Annotated in this window: 18 protein-coding genes; 14 read left to right on the top strand and 4 right to left on the bottom strand. The window is 58.4% G+C overall.

Going from position 1 to position 20207, the window contains the following annotated elements:
- Positions 1–48: 48 nt before the first annotated feature.
- The 4 genes from phnC to phnE (AC0TOF_RS16985) all read left to right on the top strand — a co-directional run bounded on the left by phnC (position 49) and on the right by phnE (AC0TOF_RS16985) (position 3719).
- Complete coding sequence (phnC, locus tag AC0TOF_RS17000) at positions 49–879, top strand: phosphonate ABC transporter ATP-binding protein (protein WP_122003356.1); 831 nt, start codon at positions 49–51, stop codon at positions 877–879.
- Between the two features lie 56 nt (positions 880–935).
- Positions 936–1877 (top strand): phosphonate ABC transporter substrate-binding protein, encoded by a 942-nt coding sequence (gene phnD, locus AC0TOF_RS16995; RefSeq protein ID WP_122003357.1) that lies wholly within the window; start codon positions 936–938, stop codon positions 1875–1877.
- Between the two features lie 65 nt (positions 1878–1942).
- A complete protein-coding gene (gene phnE / locus AC0TOF_RS16990; RefSeq protein ID WP_122003358.1) occupies positions 1943–2815 on the top strand; it encodes a phosphonate ABC transporter, permease protein PhnE in 873 nt (290 codons plus the stop codon).
- A gap of 31 nt (positions 2816–2846) precedes the next feature.
- Positions 2847–3719, top strand: a complete 873-nt coding sequence (phnE, locus tag AC0TOF_RS16985; RefSeq protein ID WP_473769096.1) for a phosphonate ABC transporter, permease protein PhnE — start codon at positions 2847–2849, stop codon at positions 3717–3719.
- On the opposite strand, the gene AC0TOF_RS16980 is transcribed toward phnE (AC0TOF_RS16985), so the two are convergent.
- On the bottom strand, positions 3716–4345 hold the full coding sequence (locus AC0TOF_RS16980) for a MarC family protein (protein ID WP_122003360.1): 630 nt from the start codon (positions 4343–4345) through the stop codon (positions 3716–3718). The two genes, phnE (AC0TOF_RS16985) and AC0TOF_RS16980, sit on opposite strands and share 4 nt — an antisense overlap.
- 286 nt (positions 4346–4631) lie before the next feature.
- Between AC0TOF_RS16980 and gyrA the strand changes: the two genes are divergently transcribed.
- Complete coding sequence (gene gyrA, locus AC0TOF_RS16975; protein WP_473769142.1) at positions 4632–7403, top strand: DNA gyrase subunit A; 2772 nt, start codon at positions 4632–4634, stop codon at positions 7401–7403.
- Positions 7404–7557: 154 nt separating this feature from the next.
- On the opposite strand, the gene AC0TOF_RS16970 is transcribed toward gyrA, so the two are convergent.
- Entirely contained in the window at positions 7558–7707 is a 150-nt protein-coding gene (locus AC0TOF_RS16970) for a hypothetical protein (RefSeq protein WP_162929761.1), read from the bottom strand.
- Positions 7708–7901: 194 nt separating this feature from the next.
- On the opposite strand from AC0TOF_RS16970, the gene coaD reads away from it, so the two are divergent.
- From coaD to tgt, 5 genes are all read left to right on the top strand, one after another.
- Positions 7902–8396, top strand: coding sequence for a pantetheine-phosphate adenylyltransferase (coaD, locus tag AC0TOF_RS16965; protein WP_122003363.1), 495 nt, complete (start codon positions 7902–7904; stop codon positions 8394–8396).
- Between the two features lie 20 nt (positions 8397–8416).
- A complete protein-coding gene (locus tag AC0TOF_RS16960; RefSeq protein WP_473769095.1) occupies positions 8417–9007 on the top strand; it encodes a peptidylprolyl isomerase in 591 nt (196 codons plus the stop codon).
- 18 nt (positions 9008–9025) lie between these two features.
- A complete protein-coding gene (locus tag AC0TOF_RS16955; RefSeq protein WP_006466795.1) occupies positions 9026–9532 on the top strand; it encodes a peptidylprolyl isomerase in 507 nt (168 codons plus the stop codon).
- 165 nt (positions 9533–9697) lie between these two features.
- Entirely contained in the window at positions 9698–10789 is a 1092-nt protein-coding gene (gene queA / locus AC0TOF_RS16950) for a tRNA preQ1(34) S-adenosylmethionine ribosyltransferase-isomerase QueA (protein WP_473769094.1), read from the top strand.
- Complete coding sequence (tgt, locus tag AC0TOF_RS16945) at positions 10786–11919, top strand: tRNA guanosine(34) transglycosylase Tgt (protein WP_473769093.1); 1134 nt, start codon at positions 10786–10788, stop codon at positions 11917–11919. The genes queA and tgt overlap by 4 nt, the downstream gene beginning before the upstream one ends.
- A gap of 44 nt (positions 11920–11963) precedes the next feature.
- Here the strand turns inward: tgt and AC0TOF_RS16940 are convergent, their stop codons facing one another.
- On the bottom strand, positions 11964–12581 hold the full coding sequence (locus AC0TOF_RS16940) for a TetR/AcrR family transcriptional regulator (RefSeq protein WP_473769092.1): 618 nt from the start codon (positions 12579–12581) through the stop codon (positions 11964–11966).
- Positions 12582–12682: 101 nt separating this feature from the next.
- Here AC0TOF_RS16940 and AC0TOF_RS16935 point away from each other — a divergent pair, with 101 nt between their 5' ends.
- The 3 genes from AC0TOF_RS16935 (at position 12683) to AC0TOF_RS16925 (ending at position 18002) form a co-directional block, all read left to right on the top strand.
- Positions 12683–13819, top strand: coding sequence for an efflux RND transporter periplasmic adaptor subunit (locus AC0TOF_RS16935; RefSeq protein ID WP_122003370.1), 1137 nt, complete (start codon positions 12683–12685; stop codon positions 13817–13819).
- A gap of 9 nt (positions 13820–13828) precedes the next feature.
- Positions 13829–16918, top strand: a complete 3090-nt coding sequence (locus AC0TOF_RS16930; RefSeq protein WP_122003371.1) for an efflux RND transporter permease subunit — start codon at positions 13829–13831, stop codon at positions 16916–16918.
- A gap of 100 nt (positions 16919–17018) precedes the next feature.
- Positions 17019–18002, top strand: coding sequence for an LLM class flavin-dependent oxidoreductase (locus AC0TOF_RS16925; RefSeq protein WP_473769091.1), 984 nt, complete (start codon positions 17019–17021; stop codon positions 18000–18002).
- Here the strand turns inward: AC0TOF_RS16925 and AC0TOF_RS16920 are convergent.
- Positions 17991–18899, bottom strand: a complete 909-nt coding sequence (locus AC0TOF_RS16920) for a LysR family transcriptional regulator (protein WP_473769090.1) — start codon at positions 18897–18899, stop codon at positions 17991–17993. The two genes, AC0TOF_RS16925 and AC0TOF_RS16920, sit on opposite strands and share 12 nt — an antisense overlap.
- A gap of 102 nt (positions 18900–19001) precedes the next feature.
- Between AC0TOF_RS16920 and AC0TOF_RS16915 the strand changes: the two genes are divergently transcribed.
- Positions 19002–20186, top strand: coding sequence for an acyl-CoA dehydrogenase (locus AC0TOF_RS16915; protein ID WP_162997393.1), 1185 nt, complete (start codon positions 19002–19004; stop codon positions 20184–20186).
- The last annotated feature ends 21 nt before the right edge of the window (positions 20187–20207 follow it).

Here is a 20207-nt window from a genome sequence, read left to right as displayed (position 1 = left end):
GCAGTGTCATGGAAGCCATTCAGAGTGAGCATGAATGGAGAAGAATTCATGCTTCAACTGAAAAACATAACGCGCCGCTATAATGACAAGGTGGCGGTTTCGGGCGTAGACCTCGAAATCGAACCCGGCACGTTTGTGGGAATTATCGGGCGCTCGGGCGCGGGCAAGTCAACGCTTTTGCGCATGATCAATCGCCTTGTCGAGCCTTCTGAAGGGACCATTCACTGGGATGGTCGCGACGTTACGGGGCTGAAAGGTTCGGCGCTGCGCGACTGGCGCGCGCAATGCGCGATGATTTTCCAGCACTTCAATCTGGTCGACCGCCTCGATGTTCTGACGAATGTTTTGATGGGACGCCTGAACTATGTTTCGACGCCGAAATCGCTCCTGCGCGTCTGGAGCGATGAAGAACGCCTGATCGCTCTTTCCGCCTTGCAGCAGTTCGACATAGCGCATCTTGCGGCGCACCGTGCCGACGAGCTTTCGGGTGGCCAGCAGCAGCGCGTGGCGATTGCGCGCGCGCTTGTTCAGCAGCCCCGCATCATTCTCGCCGACGAGCCGATTGCATCGCTCGATCCGCGCAACACCCGCAGTGTCATGGACGCGCTGCGCCGCATCAATCGCGAATATGGCATTACGGTTCTCTGCAATCTGCACTCGCTCGATATTGCGCGCAGCTATTGCGACCGTCTGGTCGGCATGTCTGCTGGCAAGATCGTATTCCGCGGCACGCCTTCTATGCTGACCGAAATGGCAGCCCGCGACCTGTACGGCATGGAAGCCGCTGACGTCATCGATGCCGATGAGCAGCAGGATGAGCCATTGCCAATGCCAGTTCCGCAGTCGGCTGAAGCCGTTCTGCGTCAGCTTTCCGCCTGAGCGCACAGAGCTCAGGAAAAAACACGCTCCAAACTCAGGATTAACAGGAGATACCTATGCTTAACCGTAGAAACTTTCTGGCGGCTGCTGCGCTTACCGCAACGCTGACCATGCCAATGATGGCTTCCACCGCTCAGGCTGCTGACTGGAGCAAAGACTATCCGGAAATCGTTCTGGGCGTGATCCCGGCGGAAAACGCCTCGACCACTTCCGACCGCTATGCGCCTCTGGCTGCCTATCTCGGCAAGGAACTCGGTACCAAGGTTACGCTGCGCGTTGCCAACGACTATGCAGCCGTCATCGAAGGCCAGCGCGCCGGTAACATCCAGATCGCATTCTATGGCCCGGCGTCCTATGCCCGCGCCGTCATGACCGGCGTTGAAACCACGCCGCTCGTCAACCAGCGTCACGATACCGGCGTCAATGGCTATTATTCGGTCGTTTACGTTCGCGCCGACAGCCCCTACCAGAAAATGGACGACCTGAAGGGCAAGACCATCGCTCTGGTCGATCCGAACTCGACCTCGGGCAACAATGCGCCGCGCTTCTTCCTCAATCGCGAGGGCTATAGCGTCGATACGTTCTTCGGTAAGAACTTCTTCGCTGGCAGCCATGAAAACGCAGTTCTCGCTCTGGCACAGGGCACCGCCGATGCGGCTGCCAACTCCTGGAACTCGGAAGACGATTCCAACCTGACCCGCATGGTCAGCCGCGGCGTTCTGAAGGATGCCAACGGCAAGGCGATGACGAAGGACGATTTCCGCGTCATCTTCAAATCGGACTTCCTTCCTGAAGGCCCGTTCGCCGTTCTCAGCACCCTGCCGGACCAGCTGAAGGCCGACATCAAGCAAGCCTTCCTCGACATGCCGAAGAAGGACAAGGCTGGTTTTGACGCTCTTTCCGACGGCAAGGATCAGGAATTCGTAGCCACCGAAGCCAAGGACTACGAGCCGATCATCGAAATGCTCAAGTTCAACGACAAGGCTCGCAAGTCCTGATCCGTAGAACAATTGAAGTGCCCGAAGCCGCAAAAGCTTCGGGCACTTTTGTTAGGGAATCTCGCATGACGGTATCCTCACTCGACGGCAGTGGTGCAAAGAGCCTGCTTGCCGATTATCGCAGGGAAGTCGGTAAACGGCGGCTCTACGGTATCGCGCTTCTCCTTGCGCTTGTCCTTGTCGCCATTGCTGCCTCCGTCGTTGCCGATGTTCGGCCCGGCACACTGGTCGAAAATCTATTTCGCTTCACAAGCTATCTCGGCCGCATTCTGCCGGATCTGACCATTGCCAATTTCTGGGGCGATCTCGCTGCCTGGTACTGGAACCTCGGCGGCTGGCTGAAGATGCTGTTCGAAACGCTGCTGATTGCCTATCTGGCGACATTGATCGGCGCAGTCGTTGCTTTCGCTGCGGCCTTTGCAGCCTCATCCAACATGGCCCCCAATTCCACGGTGCGCTTCATAGTCCGTCGCGGACTGGAATTGTTGCGCACGGTTCCGGAAATCGTCTTCGCGCTGCTTTTCGTCATCGCCTTCGGCCTTGGGCCGATGGCTGGTGTTCTGGCGCTGATGCTGCACACGACAGGGGCGCTGGGCAAGCTGTTCTCGGAAGTGGTCGAGAATATCGACATGCGTCCGGTTGAAGGCATTCGCGCATCCGGCGGTTCCGGCCTGCAGGTCATCCGCTTTGCCGTACTGCCGCAAGTGGCCGCCAATTTCGCCTCCTATGGCCTGCTGCGCTTTGAAATCAACGTGCGCGGCGCTTCCGTCATGGGCTTTGTGGGGGCAGGCGGCATCGGGCAGGAACTGCTCACCTCCATCCGCCAGTTCTATTACAGCGATGTCAGCGCCATCCTGCTTCTGATCATCGTGACCATTGTTGTCATCGATCTCATTACGCAGCGTGTGCGACATGCACTGCTTGGTCGCATTGGTTGAGAAAGATCATGCTCAAACAAAAGAGAGAATTATGACCGACATTGCACAAACTCTCTCGCGTGAGGCACATGCGCACGAAAAGGAATTGAGGGCCGAATATGCCGATCTGTTCGGCAATGGCCGCACATGGCGCAATCTGGCGATTTTAACCGTAGCGCTTATCGCTTCACTCTGGTTCGCCTTTTACTGGCTGGATTTTTCGCTGCTGCGCATTCTGAACGGCCTCGGTCGGCTTGGCGATTTCGCCTTGATGATGATGCCTCCATCCTCCGGCGGGCGTTTCAGCCTTTATCTGTGGTCGATGATGGAAACGCTGGCGATTGCCTATCTCGGCACATTGCTGGCGGCGATCCTTGCCTTCCCGTTCGGCTTTCTGGCAGCGAAGAACATTATCCCGAATGTGTTCCTGCATTTTGGCATCCGCCGCTTCCTCGATACCATTCGCGGCGTCGACACGCTGATCTGGGCCCTGATCTGGGTCTCGGTGGTAGGGCTTGGGCCGTTTGCCGGTATTCTCGCCATCGCCTGCTCGGATTTCGGCGCGTTCGGCAAGCTGTTTTCAGAAGCCATTGAAGGCGCGGATAAAAAGCCCGTCGAAGGCATTGTCTCGTCGGGCGGCGGCAAGTTGCACAGTTATCGCTTCGGTGTGCTGCCGCAGGTTCTGCCGCTGATTGGCAGTCAGGTGCTCTATTTCTTCGAGTCGAACACCCGTTCGGCGACGATCATCGGCATCGTCGGGGCAGGCGGCATTGGCGCGCATCTGGCCGAGCAGATCAAGGTTCTGAACCTTCAGGACGTCTCGTTCCTGATCATCATGATCCTGGTTGCCGTTGCCGTGATCGACTGGTTCTCGTCGAAACTACGTCACGCCATGATCGGCAAGAAGGCGCAGAAATCCGCCTAGCCGGTAATGAGCGTCTTGATGCCATCGGCCACGAACTGAACGGCCAGCGCTGCCAGAATGACGCCAAGGAGGCGGGTCAGGATGGAACGGCCGGTTTCGCCAAGGAACCGGTCGACGCGCTCCGCCAGCAGCAGCACAAGATAGGTGATGAACAGGCAGACGAAGATGACGCCGAGGAGGGCTGCTTTAGGCCCCACGCCTTCGAAGGAGTTTGAGGTCAGCACAATGGCCGAAATCGCGCCCGGACCGGCAATCAGCGGAATGGCGAGCGGGAAGGCGGCAATATTGCGGATATGGTCCTTGGTGATGGCAACCTCGGCGCTCTTTTCCTTGCGCTCTGTCCGTTTCTCGAAAATCATTTCGAAGGCGATCCAGAACAGGAGAAGACCGCCAGCCACGCGGAACGCGCCGATGGTAATGCCGAACATGCCAAGTATCTGCGCGCCTGCAATGGCAAAGAGCGCCATCACGATAAAACCGATGATGGAGGCGCGAAGCGCCACCTGTCCGCGGTGGTGCCGCTCCATCCCCGGCGTCAGCGCCAGGAACAACGGCGCCAGTCCGGGCGGATCGATTGTAACAAGCAGGGTGACGAACGCGCTGAAAACCGTATCGTAGAACCCCATACTGCACGCGCCCTTCTTGTTGGCATGTTATGCTCAATCGGATACATGGATTGTAGACGATCAGGAGCAGATGGTCGATGCAAAGCGCGAGGTCGGGCAACATCGTTGCTCAATCTTTATGTGAATATCTTTTAAGTCATTGAATTAACGAGCGGAAATGACCCGCCTAAAAGGCCGTGAAATTGGCGTTTTTTGCTGGTTTCCGTTATAAAGTGACTTTATCGATTCTGTTGAGAAAGAAATCTGAATAGTGTCAGATCAAACGCCTCCACCCGGTTCCGACGATATGAATGGTGGCCCAAACGGCGGCCCTAGCGGTATCGAACCGATTTCCATCATCGAGGAGATGCAGCGCTCCTATCTCGATTACGCGATGAGCGTTATCGTGAGCCGTGCGCTGCCCGATGTGCGCGACGGCCTGAAGCCCGTGCATCGCCGCATTCTCCACGCCATGAACGAGATGAGCCTCGCCTATAACCGCCCGTACCGCAAGTCGGCGGGTGTGGTCGGTGAGGTTATGGGTAAGTATCACCCCCATGGCGATGCTTCCATCTATGACGCCCTCGTGCGTATGGCGCAGGATTTTTCCATGCGCGATCCGCTGGTCGACGGGCAGGGCAATTTCGGTTCCATCGATGGCGATCCCCCGGCGGCGATGCGTTACACCGAATGCCGTCTGGAAAAGCTGACAGAAACCATCCTGTCGGATATCGACAAGGATACGGTCGACTTTCAGGACAATTATGACGGTCGCGAGCAGGAACCGGTGGTCATGCCTGCGCGCTTTCCGAACCTGCTCGTCAATGGTTCGGGCGGTATTGCGGTCGGCATGGCGACCAACATTCCGCCGCACAATCTCGGCGAAGTCATCGACGGTTGCGTTGCGCTGATCGACAATCCGGCCATTGAACTGTCGGAACTGATGGAAATCATTCCGGGGCCGGATTTCCCGACGGGCGGCATCATCCTCGGACGCTCTGGCATCAATTCCGCCTACACGACCGGACGCGGTTCGGTGGTCATGCGCGGGCGCGCTACAATCGAACCAATGCGCGGCGACCGCGAAGCCATTATCATCACCGAGATTCCGTATCAGGTGAACAAGGCTTCGATGATCGAGAAGATGGCCGAGCTGGTGCGCGACAAGCGCATCGAAGGCATTTCCGATCTGCGCGATGAATCCGACCGCGAAGGCTATCGCGTCGTGGTGGAACTGAAGCGCGATGCCGTTGCCGATGTCGTGCTGAACCAGCTTTACCGCTATACGCCGCTGCAAACCTCGTTCGGCTGCAACATGGTGGCGCTGAACGGCGGCAAGCCGGAACAGCTCAACCTGCTCGACATGCTGCGTGCCTTCGTCGTCTTCCGCGAGGAAGTCGTGACGCGCCGCACCAAGTTCCTGCTCAACAAGGCGCGCGACCGCGCGCATGTGTTGGTCGGTCTTGCAATCGCCGTCGCCAATATCGATGAGGTGATCGCGCTCATTCGCCGGGCACCCGATCCGACAACGGCCCGCGAGCAGTTGATGGAACGCCGCTGGCCCGCAGTCGATGTGGCTCCGCTGATCCGTCTGATTGACGATCCGCGCCACACGCTGAACGATGACAACACCTATAATCTCTCCGAGGAACAGGCGCGTGCCATTCTCGATCTGCGTCTGCAGCGCTTGACCGCGCTTGGTCGCGACGAGGTGGCTGACGAGCTGAACAAGATCGGCGAGGAAATCCGCGACTATCTCGACATTCTCGGTTCGCGCCTGCGCGTGATGAATATCGTCAAGGAAGAGATGATCGCGGTTCGCGACGAGTTTGCGACCCCACGCCGCACCGAAATCGGTTTCGGCGGCGCCGAAATGGATGACGAAGACCTGATCGCCCGTGAGGATATGGTCGTCACCGTCAGCCATGCAGGCTATATCAAGCGCGTGCCGCTCACGACCTATCGTGCGCAGCGCCGCGGCGGCAAGGGCCGCTCCGGCATGGCGACGAAGGACGAGGATTTCGTCACGCGCCTGTTCGTGGCCAACACGCATACGCCGGTTCTGTTCTTCTCCTCGCGTGGCATTGTCTACAAGGAGAAAGTCTGGCGCCTGCCGGTTGGCACGCCGCAATCGCGTGGCAAGGCGCTCATCAACATGCTGCCATTGCAGCAGGGCGAGCGCATCACCACCATCATGCCGCTGCCGGAAGATGAGGATAGCTGGGCAAACCTCGACGTCATGTTCTCCACGACGCGCGGTACGGTTCGCCGCAACAAGCTGTCGGACTTCGTTCAGGTCAACCGCAACGGCAAGATCGCCATGAAGCTCGAAGACGAGGGCGATGAGATCCTCTCGGTCGATACCTGTACGGAATTCGACGACGTGCTTCTGACCTGCGCCGGTGGCCAGTGCATTCGCTTCCCCGTTACCGATGTGCGCGTCTTCGCAGGCCGCAATTCGATCGGCGTGCGCGGCATCAATCTGGCCGATGGCGACAAGGTCATCTCCATGGCGATCCTGCATCACGTCGACGCCGACGCGGCCGAGCGCTCGGCCTATCTCAAGCGTTCGATTGCCGAACGTCGCGCGCAGGGCGCCGATGACGCGGATGATATCGTGGTGGTTGGCGAGGAAGTCGGAAACGAAACCGAGCTCAACGACGAACGCTATCAGGAGCTGAAAGCACGCGAGCAGACCGTGCTGACCGTCAGCGAATATGGTTATGGCAAGCGGTCTTCGTCCTATGAGTTCCGCGTTTCGGGCCGTGGCGGCAAGGGCATCCGCGCCACCGATACGTCGAAAACCGACGAAATTGGCAAGCTGGTTGCCCTGTTCCCGGTCGAGGCGAGCGACCAGATTCTGCTCGTTTCCGATGGCGGACAGCTTATTCGCGTGCCGGTGGATGGAATTCGTATTGCCGGACGTTCCACCAAGGGCGTCACGATCTTCAATACCGCAGACGGCGAAAAGGTCGTTTCGGTCGAACGCATATCTGAAACGGATAGCGAAGAAGAAAACGGCAATGGTGGCGAAGCGGCTTCCGAAGGCGAAGCGCCAATCGGAGACACCGAAGAATAATCAAAGGGCTGGGGCTCTTTGTTCTGAACAATGAAAAAGGCCGATGGTGGGAACCATCGGCCTTTTTCAGATGCCAAGACTGGAGGAATTGGCGATCACACAAACTTTTTTCCAGCAAGCTCCAACGCTGTTGCGTGAACTCGACTGTGAATACTCAGCGCGAACGCATGTTGCGCAGGCTATTGATGTCGAATGCCACCTGACGCACGCGCTGACGCTTGGCCTCATTCTCTTCAAGAAGCAGTATGATTGCCGATGCAGCCATCGCGACCATCATGGATAATGCCAGAAGAAAGATCATCATCGTGTTATCCTTTCGACATACATACGCTCAGGAAGCGAAAAGGTTGCACCGAGCTTGCACCCATCTTGGTAAATCGGTTGTGAACTTGTCGTGAAATCACTGTTCATATCGCGTTCATCTGGTTTCTTGGTTTCTGTTTTCTTATCGCAGTGGTTCTTGTTGAAAATCCTGTCAGAAAAGGCTAGCTGGAAGAAATGACGATTGCGATCTATGCGGGCTCGTTCGACCCGGTGACAAACGGCCATATGGATGTCCTGAAAGGTGCCCTGCGCCTTGCCGACAAGGTTATTGTCGCGATTGGCGTTCACCCCGGCAAAAAGCCTCTCTTCACCTTCGAGGAGCGCGTGGCGCTTATCGGTGAAAGCTGTAAGGCTGGTCTGGGCGCGGATGCAGGCCGGGTTTCTGTCATTTCCTTCGACGGGCTGGTCATCGATGCGGCGCGCAAACATGCCGCTCAATTGATGGTGCGCGGTTTGCGCGATGGCACCGATCTCGACTATGAAATGCAGATGGCAGGCATGAACGGCACAATGGCGCCGGAATTGCAGACCGTGTTCCTCCCGGCGGACCCGGCGGTGCGCACGATTACCGCCACATTGGTTCGACAGATTGCCTCCATGGGCGGCGATATAAAGCCTTTCGTTCCTGCGGCTGTTGCTGCCGCCTTGAACGCCAAATTCAAATCCTGATCACAGGGAGTTTTTCGATCATGTCTTTCATTCGTTCAGCGCTTGCCGCTGCTGCTTTTTTCGCGCTGTCGCAGGGCGCTGTCCAGATGGCCTCCGCCGCCAATGCTGAAAACACTGTGGTTCTCAAGCTGAAAGACGGCGACGTTGCCATCCAGCTCCGGCCCGATCTCGCGCCGAAGCATGTAGCCCAGATCGAAAAGCTGGTCGGTGAAGGCGCTTATAACGGCGTTGCTTTCCATCGCGTCATTCCCGGCTTCATGGCCCAGACCGGCGATGTGAAATTCGGCAACATGGAAAAAAACTTCGATGCTTCACGCGTCGGCACCGGCGGCTCGGACTATCCGGATATTCCGGCAGAATTCTCGAAGGAACCCTTCGTGCGCGGCACGGTCGGCATGGCCCGCAGCCAGAACCCGAATTCGGCCAACTCGCAATTCTTCATCATGTTTGCGGACGGCTCCTTCCTCAACGGCCAATATACAGTGGTCGGCAAGGTTGTCAGCGGCATGGATGTCGTCGACAAGATAAAGAAGGGCAGCGAAGCCGATAATGGCGCCGTGACAAACCCGGACAAGATCATCAAGGCCACGCTTCAGGCCGACAAGAAGTAAAATACAAGGAGAGGCCCAATGGCTTACAAAGACCCTGAAAACACGCTCGTTCTCGAAACCACCAAGGGCAATGTTGTTCTGGAGCTCTATCCGGACCTGGCGCCGGATCATGTGGCGCGCATCAAGGAACTGGCTCGCGAAGGCGCATATGATGGCGTGGTGTTCCACCGCGTGATCGACGGCTTCATGGCACAGACCGGCGACGTGAAGTTCGGCAAGACGGGCGGCGCTCATTTCAACGGCTCGCGCGCTGGCATGGGCGGTTCGGACAAGCCGGACCTGAAGGCCGAGTTCTCCAACACGCCGCACAAGCGCGGCACGGCTTCGATGGCGCGTTCCGCCAACCCGAATTCGGCCAATTCGCAGTTCTTCATCTGCTTTGCCGATGCTCCATGGCTCGACCGCCAGTACAGCGTTTGGGGCCAGGTCATCGAAGGCATGGACAATGTCGACAAGATCAAGCGCGGCGAACCGGTCTCCGATCCGGACCAGATCGTGACGGCGCGTATCGCTGCTGACATCTGATCCTGCTTGTTTCAATGAGAAATTACGGCTCCGGTTCATGCCGGGGCCGTGATTCGTTTACCGCATTTCCGAACGCATCGAAGCGGGATCAGAAATCAGTCCAGTGAACTGATTTCCCCGCGTAGGCGCTTCGCACTTTTGCTGGAAATGCTCTTGAGGTTCTCCATGCGTGTTGATCTTTTTGATTTCGATTTGCCGGAAGAGAGCATCGCTCTGCGCCCGGTCGAGCCGCGTGACCACGCCAAGCTGTTGCGTGTCCGTCCCGGTCAGCCATTCGAGGATCGACAGGTATTCGAATTGCCTGATCTGCTGCAACCGGGCGATGCGCTCGTGTTCAACGACACAAAGGTCATTCCCGCGCAGCTGGAAGGCATGCGCGAGCGTGAGGGCAATATTTCGCAAGTCAGCGCCACGCTGCATATGCGCACCGGCCCTGACCGTTGGAAGGCATTCCTGCGCCCGGCCAAGCGCGTGAAAGAGGGCGACCGCATCCGTTTCGGCCATTCGGGATCAAGCTGCTTCCTCGGCACGCTCGATGCCACCGTGGCGGAAAAGGGCGATGCGGGAGAGGCGCTTCTGGTGTTCGATCTTTCCGGCGCCATGCTGGATGAGGCGATTGCCTCGGCCGGGCACATTCCGCTACCGCCTTACATCGCATCCAAGCGCGCCGAAGATGAGCGCGACCGCAAGGACTATCAGACAGTCTATGCGCGCGAAGAAGGCGCGGTCGCGGCCCCAACCGCCGGTTTGCATTTCACGCCAGAGCTTCTGGAAAAGATCAAGGCCAAGGGCGTTGAAGAACATTTCGTAACGCTGCATGTGGGGGCGGGGACTTTCCTGCCCGTCAAGGCCGACGACACGGCAGACCACAAGATGCATTCGGAAATCGGATATGTGTCGCAACGCACTGCCGATGCGCTCAATGCCGTGCACAAGCGGGGCGGCAGGGTAGTCTGCGTCGGCACGACATCCCTGCGCCTGATCGAAAGTGCGGCTGATGAGGACGGTATTATCCGTCCGTGGTCCGGCGCGACCGATATTTTTATAACTCCCGGCTATCGCTTCCGTGCAGTCGATCTTCTGATGACCAATTTCCACCTGCCGCGCTCCACGCTGTTCATGCTGGTATCGGCCTTCGCCGGTTTCGATACGATGCACGCGGCTTATCGGCATGCGATCGCCAGCGGCTATCGCTTTTATTCCTACGGCGACGGCAGCTTGCTTGAACGTGCCGACAACGCTAGAGACATGGCATGACAACGGAAAACTTCGAATTCAAGGTGCTGGCGACGGACGGCGCTGCTCGTCAGGGCGAAATTTCCATGCCGCGCGGCGTGGTGCGCACGCCTGCCTTCATGCCGGTTGGCACTGCTGGCACGGTCAAGGCCATGTATATGGACCAGGTGAAAGAGCTTGGCGCGGATATTATCCTCGGCAATACCTATCATCTGATGCTGCGGCCTGGTGCCGAACGCGTGGCGCGTCTTGGCGGCCTGCATGAGTTCGGCGGCTGGAAAGGCCCGATCCTCACCGATTCCGGTGGTTTTCAGGTCATGTCGCTCGCGCAATTGCGCAAGCTCGACGAAAACGGTGTCACCTTCCGCTCGCATATCGATGGCAAGCCTTATGAAATGACGCCGGAGCGATCCATCGAGATTCAGGGATTGCTCGATAGCGATATTCAGATGCAGCTCGACGAATGCGTGGCACTGCCTTCGCCGGAAAAGAATACCGAGCGGGCGATGGAATTGTCGCTGCGCTGGGCCGAGCGCTGCAAGGTCGCTTTCGGAAATCAGCCGGGCAAGGCGATGTTCGGCATCGTCCAGGGCGGCGACGTGGCACGCCTGCGCGAAAAATCGGCGGAAGCGCTGAAGGCCATGGACCTCAAGGGCTATTCGGTCGGCGGGCTTGCGGTGGGCGAACCCCAGCAGGTCATGCTCGACATGCTGGAAGTGGTCTGCCCGATCCTGCCATCGGAAAAGCCGCGCTATCTGATGGGCGTCGGCACGCCGGACGATATCCTGAAGTCGGTCGCCCGTGGCATCGACATGTTCGATTGCGTTATGCCGACGCGGGCAGGCCGTCACGGTCTCGCTTTCACGCGGTTCGGCAAGGTCAACTTGCGCAATGCGCGCCATGCGGACGACCATCGTCCGCTCGATCCGGAATCGGATTGCCCGGCATCGCGCGACTACAGCCGCGCCTATCTGCATCATCTGGTGAAATCGGGTGAAGCGCTCGGCGCCATGCTGCTTACCTGGAACAACCTTGCCTACTATCAATATTTGATGAAGGGTATCCGCGCGGCAATTGCTGACGGCCGCTTCACCGATTTCGCCGCCAAAACCTCGGAAGGATGGGCGAGGGGCGATATTCCGGCGCTCTGATTCGCGCGCTGAAGGGCGCTAAGCGCCCTTTTCCGTTTCTGTTGTCAATTTTCTGTCAGCATGTTCTCCAGACGGCAGAGAACGGAGCGCTGCTCCTCATCGTTCAGGATTTCGCATTCCATCAATCTGGAGCATTCGAGGCCGGCGACGGCGAGATAGACAATCAGCGCCGTGTCGGGATCGGTTGTGTCTTCGATCATCCGGTCGAGAAACGCCCTGTGATATTGCCGGACCGGCACCATGAAGCCGGGGTCCTCGGCAAGTGCGGCAAGGACACCGCAAGCTGGCGGCTCGTCATCGGCCTGAACCCGGTAAACATCGAGAAAAGCCCGCGCCACGCGATTTTTGTCGCCTTTCTGGAGTGTTTCCTGAACCTCCATGGCGTGTTCGTGCTCTTTCATATATTCTTCGACAACTGCCTCAAGCAGTTTGGCCTTTGTCGGAAAAGAATAGAGCAATCCGCCTTTTGAAAGCCCCGCACGGGCTGCTACGGCATCGAGAGAGAGATGAGCGGGTCCGATCTCACGGGCAAGCTCGGTAGCAGCGCGCAAAATACGCTCGCGCGACGAGGCTTTCTTTTTTGTTAGCAACTTACCGGTGTCTCCTGACAGTTCCTGTGTTGACAATACCGTCCGGACGGTACAGTTATTCGCCACTTTCATTCAAGTAAAATACGCGCGACCTTTGCGTGAATGCGAAAGAGGGCGCCGCGGTCCATCCCCCAACCCTGATTGATCAGGGAGCCATCTGGAGTGCATCCGCAATGATCAAGCGCCTTATTCTGGCAATAATATTCCTCGTGATCGTCGTTGGAGGCCTCGTTGGCTTTAATATGTTCCGATCACAGGCCATTAAAGACTTTTTCGCGAACATGCAGCAGCCCGCCCAGACGGTCTCTACCGTCACGGTGGAGCCGGGCGTCTGGAAGCCGGGTGTCGAGGCCATCGGCACGGCCAACGCGCTCAATGGCGTTGACCTGACCGTACAGCTCGACGGCGTCGTGCAGAAGATCAACTTCAAGGCCAATCAGGAAGTCAAGGAAGGTGATCTGCTGCTTCAGATGGAAGACAGCATTCAGAAGGCGGACCTCGCAGCCGCTGAAGCCGAAGCCGTTCTTGCCCAGCAGAACCTGAAGCGAGCAGACACGTTGCGGACCCGTGGCGTGGGTGCTGTGTCGAATGTCGATACGACAGCTTCGGCCTCTGATGCTGCACGCGCACGCGTTGAAAAAATGCGCGCAACGCTGGCGCAGAAGTCGGTCAAGGCTCCGTTCTCCGGCGTCATCGGCATTTCCAAGGTTGACCTGGGACAATATTTGACACCCGGCACGGTCATCGCCACGCTGCAAAACACCGATGTAATGCGCATCGACTTCACCGTTCCGGAACAGTCGCTGCCGTCTATCAAGCTCGGACAGACGGTGAAGATCGGCTCGACCGCGGAAGCGCTCAACTTTACGGGCAAGATTGTCGGTATCGACCCGAAGATCGACCCCGCGACCCGCCTCGTTTCGGTGCGCGCCGAAGTGCAGAATCCCGATCATGAACTGACGCCGGGACAGTTTGTGCAGGTTCGTGTGGAACTGCCGGAAGAGAACAACGTCGTTGCCCTGCCGCAGACCACGATCATTTCCAGCCTCTATGGTGACTATGTCTATGCGGTCCGTCCGGAACAGAAGCAGGAAGGCGCAAAGGCTGGCGAAGAGGCCAAACAGGTCGCGCAGCAGGTCTTCATCAAGCTTGGACGCCGCTATTCCGGTCTTGTTGAAGTGACGAGCGGCCTCAAGGCTGGCGATATCGTCATCACGGCAGGCCAGAACCGGCTTTCGCCCGGTGTGCCGGTGAAAATCGACAACACCGTCAATCCGATCCCGGCCGGACAGCCGGCTGACAAGCAATAGGCGACCCCGATGAGCTTTTCCGATATTTTCATCCGGCGCCCCGTGCTTGCCACGGTGGTTGCCCTCATGATCATTCTGTTGGGCCTTCAGGGTATCGCGCAGCTGACGGTGCGCGAATATCCGAAGGTCGACGAAACCGTCATTACGGTTACAACCACCTATGCCGGTGCGAGCGCCGATCTTATTCAGGGCTTCATCACCGCACCGATCGCCGAAGCGGTCGCAACCACTGAAAACATCGACTACGTGACGTCTTCAAGCCGTCCGTCGTCGAGCACAGTGACCGTGCAGATGAAGCTTGGCGCAAACCCTGATGCGGCGCTGACGGAAGTCATCGCCAAGGTCAATCAGGTTCGCGGTGACTTGCCGGACGAATCCGACGATCCGGTCATCGTGAAGGGTACGGGCCAGAACTTCGCCACCATGTATCTGGCGGCGCAGAACCCGAACATGACGAGCGAACAGATCACCGAGTATCTGGAGCGCGTCATCCAGCCACGTATGTCCACCATTCAGGGCGTTGCAAAGGCCGAAATTCTGGGCGGTCAGGTCTATTCGATGCGCGTCTGGCTGGATCCGATCCAGCTTGCGGCCCGTCAGATCACTGCACCGGAAGTTCTGGCCGCAATCAATGCCTCCAACTTCCTGTCGGCACCGGGCACGACGAAGAACGAATATGTCGCGTCTTCGATCACGCTGAAATCAACCTTGCAGACCCCGGAAGCTTTTGGCGCCATGCCGATCAAGGCTTCGGGAGACGACGTGGTTCGTCTGCGCGATGTGGCGCGGGTCGAACTGGCGGCGAAAAGCACGGACACCATCGTTTCGTTCAACGGCTCGGCTGGTACATTTCTCGGCGTCTTTCCGACACCGGCGGCAAACCCCATCGACATGGCCGCTGCCGTCCGCAAGGAACTGCCGTCCATCCAGTCCTCGCTGCCGGAAGGCATGTCGCTGGTTCTGGTTTACGACGCGACCGAGCAGATCAGCTCTTCGATCAAGGAAGTCTTCACGACCATCGGCGAAGCCGTGGCTATCGTCATTCTGGTCATCATCGTCTTCCTCGGCTCGTTCCGCTCGGTGCTGATTCCGATCGTTACGATCCCGATTTCGCTGATCGGCGTGTGCTTCTTCCTTTATGTGCTCGGATTCTCGATCAATCTCCTGTCGCTGCTCGCCATGGTCCTCGCCATCGGTCTTGTGGTCGATGACGCGATTGTGGTTCTGGAGAACATCCACCGGCATATCGAAGAGGGCCTGCGCCCCATGGATGCCGCGTTCAAGGGCATGAAGGAAATCACCGGCTCGATCATCGCCATGACGATCACGCTGGCGGCGGTGTTCGCACCGCTGGGCTTCACTGGCGGACTGACGGGCGCTCTGTTCCGCGAATTCGCCTTCACGCTGGCTGGCGCGGTTATCATTTCCGGTGTGGCGGCCTTGACCATCTCGCCGATGATGTGCGCACGCATGCTCAAGCACGGCGACCAGACCCGGTTCCAGATGTTCATCGACCGGACCTTCTCGCGTTTCGAGAAGTGGTATCACCGCCGCGTTTCCAACTCGCTCAACTATCGCGGCATCACTTTGATGATCGTGGTGGCGCTGATGGGCCTGACGGGCTTCCTGTTCATGAATACGTCGAGCGAACTGGCACCGGAAGAAGATTCCGGCGCGCTGTTCTCGATGTTCCAGGCTCCGCAATATGCAACCTCGGCCTATACCAATCTCTACGCCGAACAGATCGACGAACTGACCAAGGATCTTCCTGAACTGAAGACCCGCTTCCAGATCGTCGGCATGGATGGCGGCACGACATCGGGTATTGCGCTTTGGGTGCTGAACGACTGGAACGAACGTACCCGTTCGCAGAAGCAGATTCAGGAAGACCTGACCGCACGCATCTCCAAGGTCGCAGGTGTCGAAGCCTTCATCTTCGCGCCTCCATCCCTGCCGGGAACGGGCGGCGGTCTGCCGATTTCGATTGCTCTGCAATCGACCGGCCCGGCAGATCAGGTTTTCGAACTCGCCGAGGAAATCAAGAACGAAGCGCAGGCTTCCGGTCAGTATATCATCGTGCAGAACTCGCTCTCCTTCAACGCACCGCAGGTCACGATCACCATCGACCGTGACCGCGCGGCGACGCTGGGCGTGCAGATCAGCGATATCGGTTCGACACTGGGTCTCCTGACCGGTGGTGCATCGGTCGCGAAGTTCGACCGCGATTCGAACAGCTATGACATCATTACGCAGGTGCCGGATAGCTATCGTTCGAATCCGGAAAAGCTGGGCGACTTTTATGTGCGCAGCGTGTCCGGCTCGATGATCCCGCTGTCTTCGGTTATCAAGGTCGGCCAGAACGCATCGCCTGCGGCTATCGAGCAGTTCAACCAGCTGAATTCGGCAACGATTTCGGCGCTGCCTCTGCCGGGCGTCACCACCGGGCAGGGCCTGCAAACACTGGTTGATCTGGCCAAGTCCAAGATGCCGGAAGGCTTCTTCCTGGATTATTCCGGTCAATCGCGTCTGGAAGTGGAGCAGGGCAACACGATCCTGATCGCCTTCGGCCTCGCGGTGATTGTGATCTATCTGGTGCTTGCTGCGCAGTTTGAAAGCTTCCGCGATCCGTTCATCATCATGATGTCGGTTCCGCTGTCGATCTTCGGCGCAATCGTGCCGCTGAATATCGGTCTCGGCACGCTCAACATCTATACGCAGGTCGGTCTCATCACCCTTGTCGGGCTGATTACCAAGCACGGCATTCTGATGGTGGAATTCGCCAATCAGCAACGCCGCCTGCATGGTCTTTCCCGCCGGGAGGCGATCATCGTCGCGGCTGAAACCCGCCTGCGTCCGATCCTGATGACCACGGCGGCCATGGCGCTCGGCGTTGTTCCGCTCATCATCGCCACGGGTGCGGGTGCGGCAGCTCGTTACTCGATGGGTCTGGTGATCTTCACCGGCATCGTGATCGGCACCATCTTCACGCTGTTCGTGGTGCCGATGTTCTACACCTTCATTGCGAAGAAGGATGTGGAAGGCGAGTATGTGGCGTCCTCCGAAGAGGGCGGCGAACCGGCCCCCGCGCCACATCACTGAAACTTGCGTTGAACCAATGACAAAGGGCGGCCTAGAAATAGGTCGCCCTTTTTGTTTCCCCGACGTTGCAAACGCTGCGTTCCAACCCATATGAGCCGGTATGATTCCCTTATCCGTTCTTGATCTTTCGCCCGTACCCGAAGGTAGCGATGCAGCGCAGTCGCTGCGCAACACGCTGGAACTTGCGCAACATGCCGAACGGCTCGGCTTCCACCGTTACTGGCTCGCCGAGCACCACAATATGCCGGGCATCGCCAGCGCCGCGACATCCGTGGTCATTGGTTACGTCGCCAACGGCACCTCGAAAATCCGCGTCGGCGCGGGCGGCGTCATGCTGCCCAATCATTCACCTTTGGTGATTGCGGAACAGTTCGGTACGCTGGCCTCCCTGTTTCCAGGCCGTATCGATCTCGGGCTTGGGCGCGCACCCGGCACCGACCAGATCACCGCCCATGCGCTGCGTCGCAATCTCGACAGCGATGCAAACGCCTTTCCGCAGGATGTGGTCGAGTTGCTGAACTATTTCAAACCGGCTGAACCGGGCCAGCGCGTGCGCGCAGTGCCGGGCGAAGGATTGAATGTGCCGGTCTGGATTCTCGGCTCCAGCCTGTTCGGTGCGCAGCTTGCCGCCATGCTTGGCCTGCCATACGCATTCGCGTCGCATTTTGCGCCTGCGGAGATGGAACGCGCCATCGCGCTTTATCGCGAGCGGTTCGAACCCTCGGAATATATGCAGAAGCCCTATGTGATGCTGGGCCTCAATGTGATTGCTGCCGATACCGACGAAGAGGCGAACCATCTTTTCACCTCGCAGCTGCAAGCTTTCGTCAATTTGCGCAGCGGTCGCCCCGGCAAGCTTCCGGCGCCAGTCGAGGGCTATGCGGAGCGCCTTGATCCAACAGCACAGGCGCTCGTCCGCCAGATGCTGTCATGCCGTGTGGTCGGCGGGCCGGAGACTGTGGCGAAGGGCATCAAGGCCTTTGCGGAAAGCACCGGCGCCGATGAGCTGATGCTGACCGGCATGATCCATGACCACAAGAAGCGCCTGCATTCATACGAGATCGCAAGCCGGTCAATTGCCTGATCGCTCGCTATTGCTTTCTGCCAGAAGCCACTCCCGGAAAGACGACACGGCCGGAGTGCTCGAACGAGCCTTCGGCGTCACGAAATAATAGCTGCTCGGGCTTTTGACCGTGTGCGGGCAGGCAACCACAAGCTGGCCGCTCTCTATCTCGGCGCGAATGAGGAAGAGCGGCATCAGCGCAACGCCGAGACCGGCAATGCAGGCCTGCGAGACATTGGAAAACTGCTCGAAGCGCATGCCCGGAGACACCGGCGCGGCCATGTCGAGGCTCTTGAACCAGTGGTCCCACGCACCGGGGCGCGAGGCCATGTTGAACAGCGGAAGTGGCAGAAGATCGCTCGGCGCATGCACCGGGTTGTGCTGAAGAAATGCGGGGCTGCAGACAGGCGCCACCGTTTCATCCATCAGGAACACACTATCGGCATTGGGCCAGTCCGGCTGGCCGATATGGATCGCCGCATCCAATCCTTCGCGATCGAAATCGAACTGGCCGATACGGGTCGCAAAATTGAGGATGATGTCCGGGTATTTCGCCACGAAACGTGGAATGCGCGGTATCAGCCAGCGCGTCCCGAATGTGGGAAGGAAAGCGAGATTGAGCGTGGTGCCGCGCATCTGCGACATGACTTGCAGCGAGGCGGCGCGGATCGACGCCAGCGCCGGACCCACCGCCTTCAGATAGGCGCGTCCGGCATCCGACAGCACCACATGGCGGCTGGTGCGGTCGAACAGCGCTGTCCCCAGCTGTTCTTCAAGCGCTGCAATCTGTCGGCTCACCGCGCCTTGCGTCAGCGACAGTTCCTCGGCTGCTGCCGAAAAGCTCTCATGCCGCGCAACCGCATCGAAGGCGGCAAGCGCACTGGTGGAAGGAAGCAGGCGTCGCGATATTGAAGTCATGATCCATTACTAAATGGAATAGATCGATGAGTAAACGTCGATTGCACCGAACCGCTGCCCGGTCCATATTTCTTGCAAATTTTCATTGAGGAGAATACACTGATGTCACGTGCGGCTTTTAGCTGGGAAGACCCGTTTCTGCTGGATGACCAGCTGACCGAAGACGAGCGCATGATCCGCGACTCGGCCAAGGCTTTCGCGACGGATGTTCTGCTGCCCCGCGTTGAAAAGGCTTATCTGGACGAAACGACCGATCCTGAGCTGTTCCGCCTGATGGGGCAGGCCGGTCTTCTGGGCGTGACGCTTCCTGAAGAGTACGGCGCGGCCAATGCAGGCTATGTTGCCTATGGTCTGGTGGCCCGCGAGGTCGAGCGTGTCGATTCTGGTTATCGTTCGATGATGAGCGTGCAGTCGTCGCTCGTGATGTATCCGATCTATGCCTATGGCTCGGACGAACAGCGCAAGAAATATCTTCCGGGCCTCGTCTCCGGCGAACTGATCGGTTGCTTCGGCCTGACCGAGCCTGATGCAGGCTCGGATCCGGCAGGCATGAAGACCCGCGCCGAAAAGATCGACGGCGGCTATCGCCTCACAGGCTCGAAGATGTGGATCTCGAACTCGCCGATCGCCGACGTGTTTGTCGTCTGGGCAAAATCTGCTGCGCACGACAACGCCATTCGCGGCTTCGTGCTTGAAAAGGGCATGAAGGGCCTTTCCGCACCGAAGATCGGCGGCAAGCTTTCGCTTCGCGCCTCGATCACCGGCGAAATCGTCATGGACGGTGTCGAAGTTTCGGAAGATGCGCTTCTGCCGAATGTTTCCGGCCTCAAGGGGCCGTTCGGCTGCCTCAATCGCGCCCGTTACGGCATTTCCTGGGGCGTGCTCGGTGCCGCCGAAGATTGCTGGTTCCGCGCGCGTCAGTATGGTCTCGACCGCAAGCAGTTCGACAAGCCGCTGGCCGGTACGCAGCTTTACCAGAAGAAGCTTGCCGACATGCAGACCGAAATCGCTCTCGGCCTTCAGGCTTCGTTGCGCGTCGGTCGCCTGTTCGACGACGGCAAGATGGCGCCGGAAATGATTTCCATCGTCAAGCGCAACAATTGCGGCAAGGCGCTCGATATTGCCCGCCAGGCCCGTGACATGCATGGCGGCAACGGTATTCAGATCGAATACCACGTCATGCGCCACGCGCAGAATCTGGAAACAGTGAACACCTATGAAGGCACGCATGACGTTCATGCGCTGATCCTGGGCCGCGCCCAGACCGGTATTCAGGCTTTCTTCTGATCGCTGTACCGCCAGCCTTCC

It is taken from the genome of Ochrobactrum sp. PL_is501 (assembly GCF_055816895.1).
Note: the sequence above shows the minus strand (reverse complement) of the source record. Positions and strands in the feature narration are given on the sequence as shown.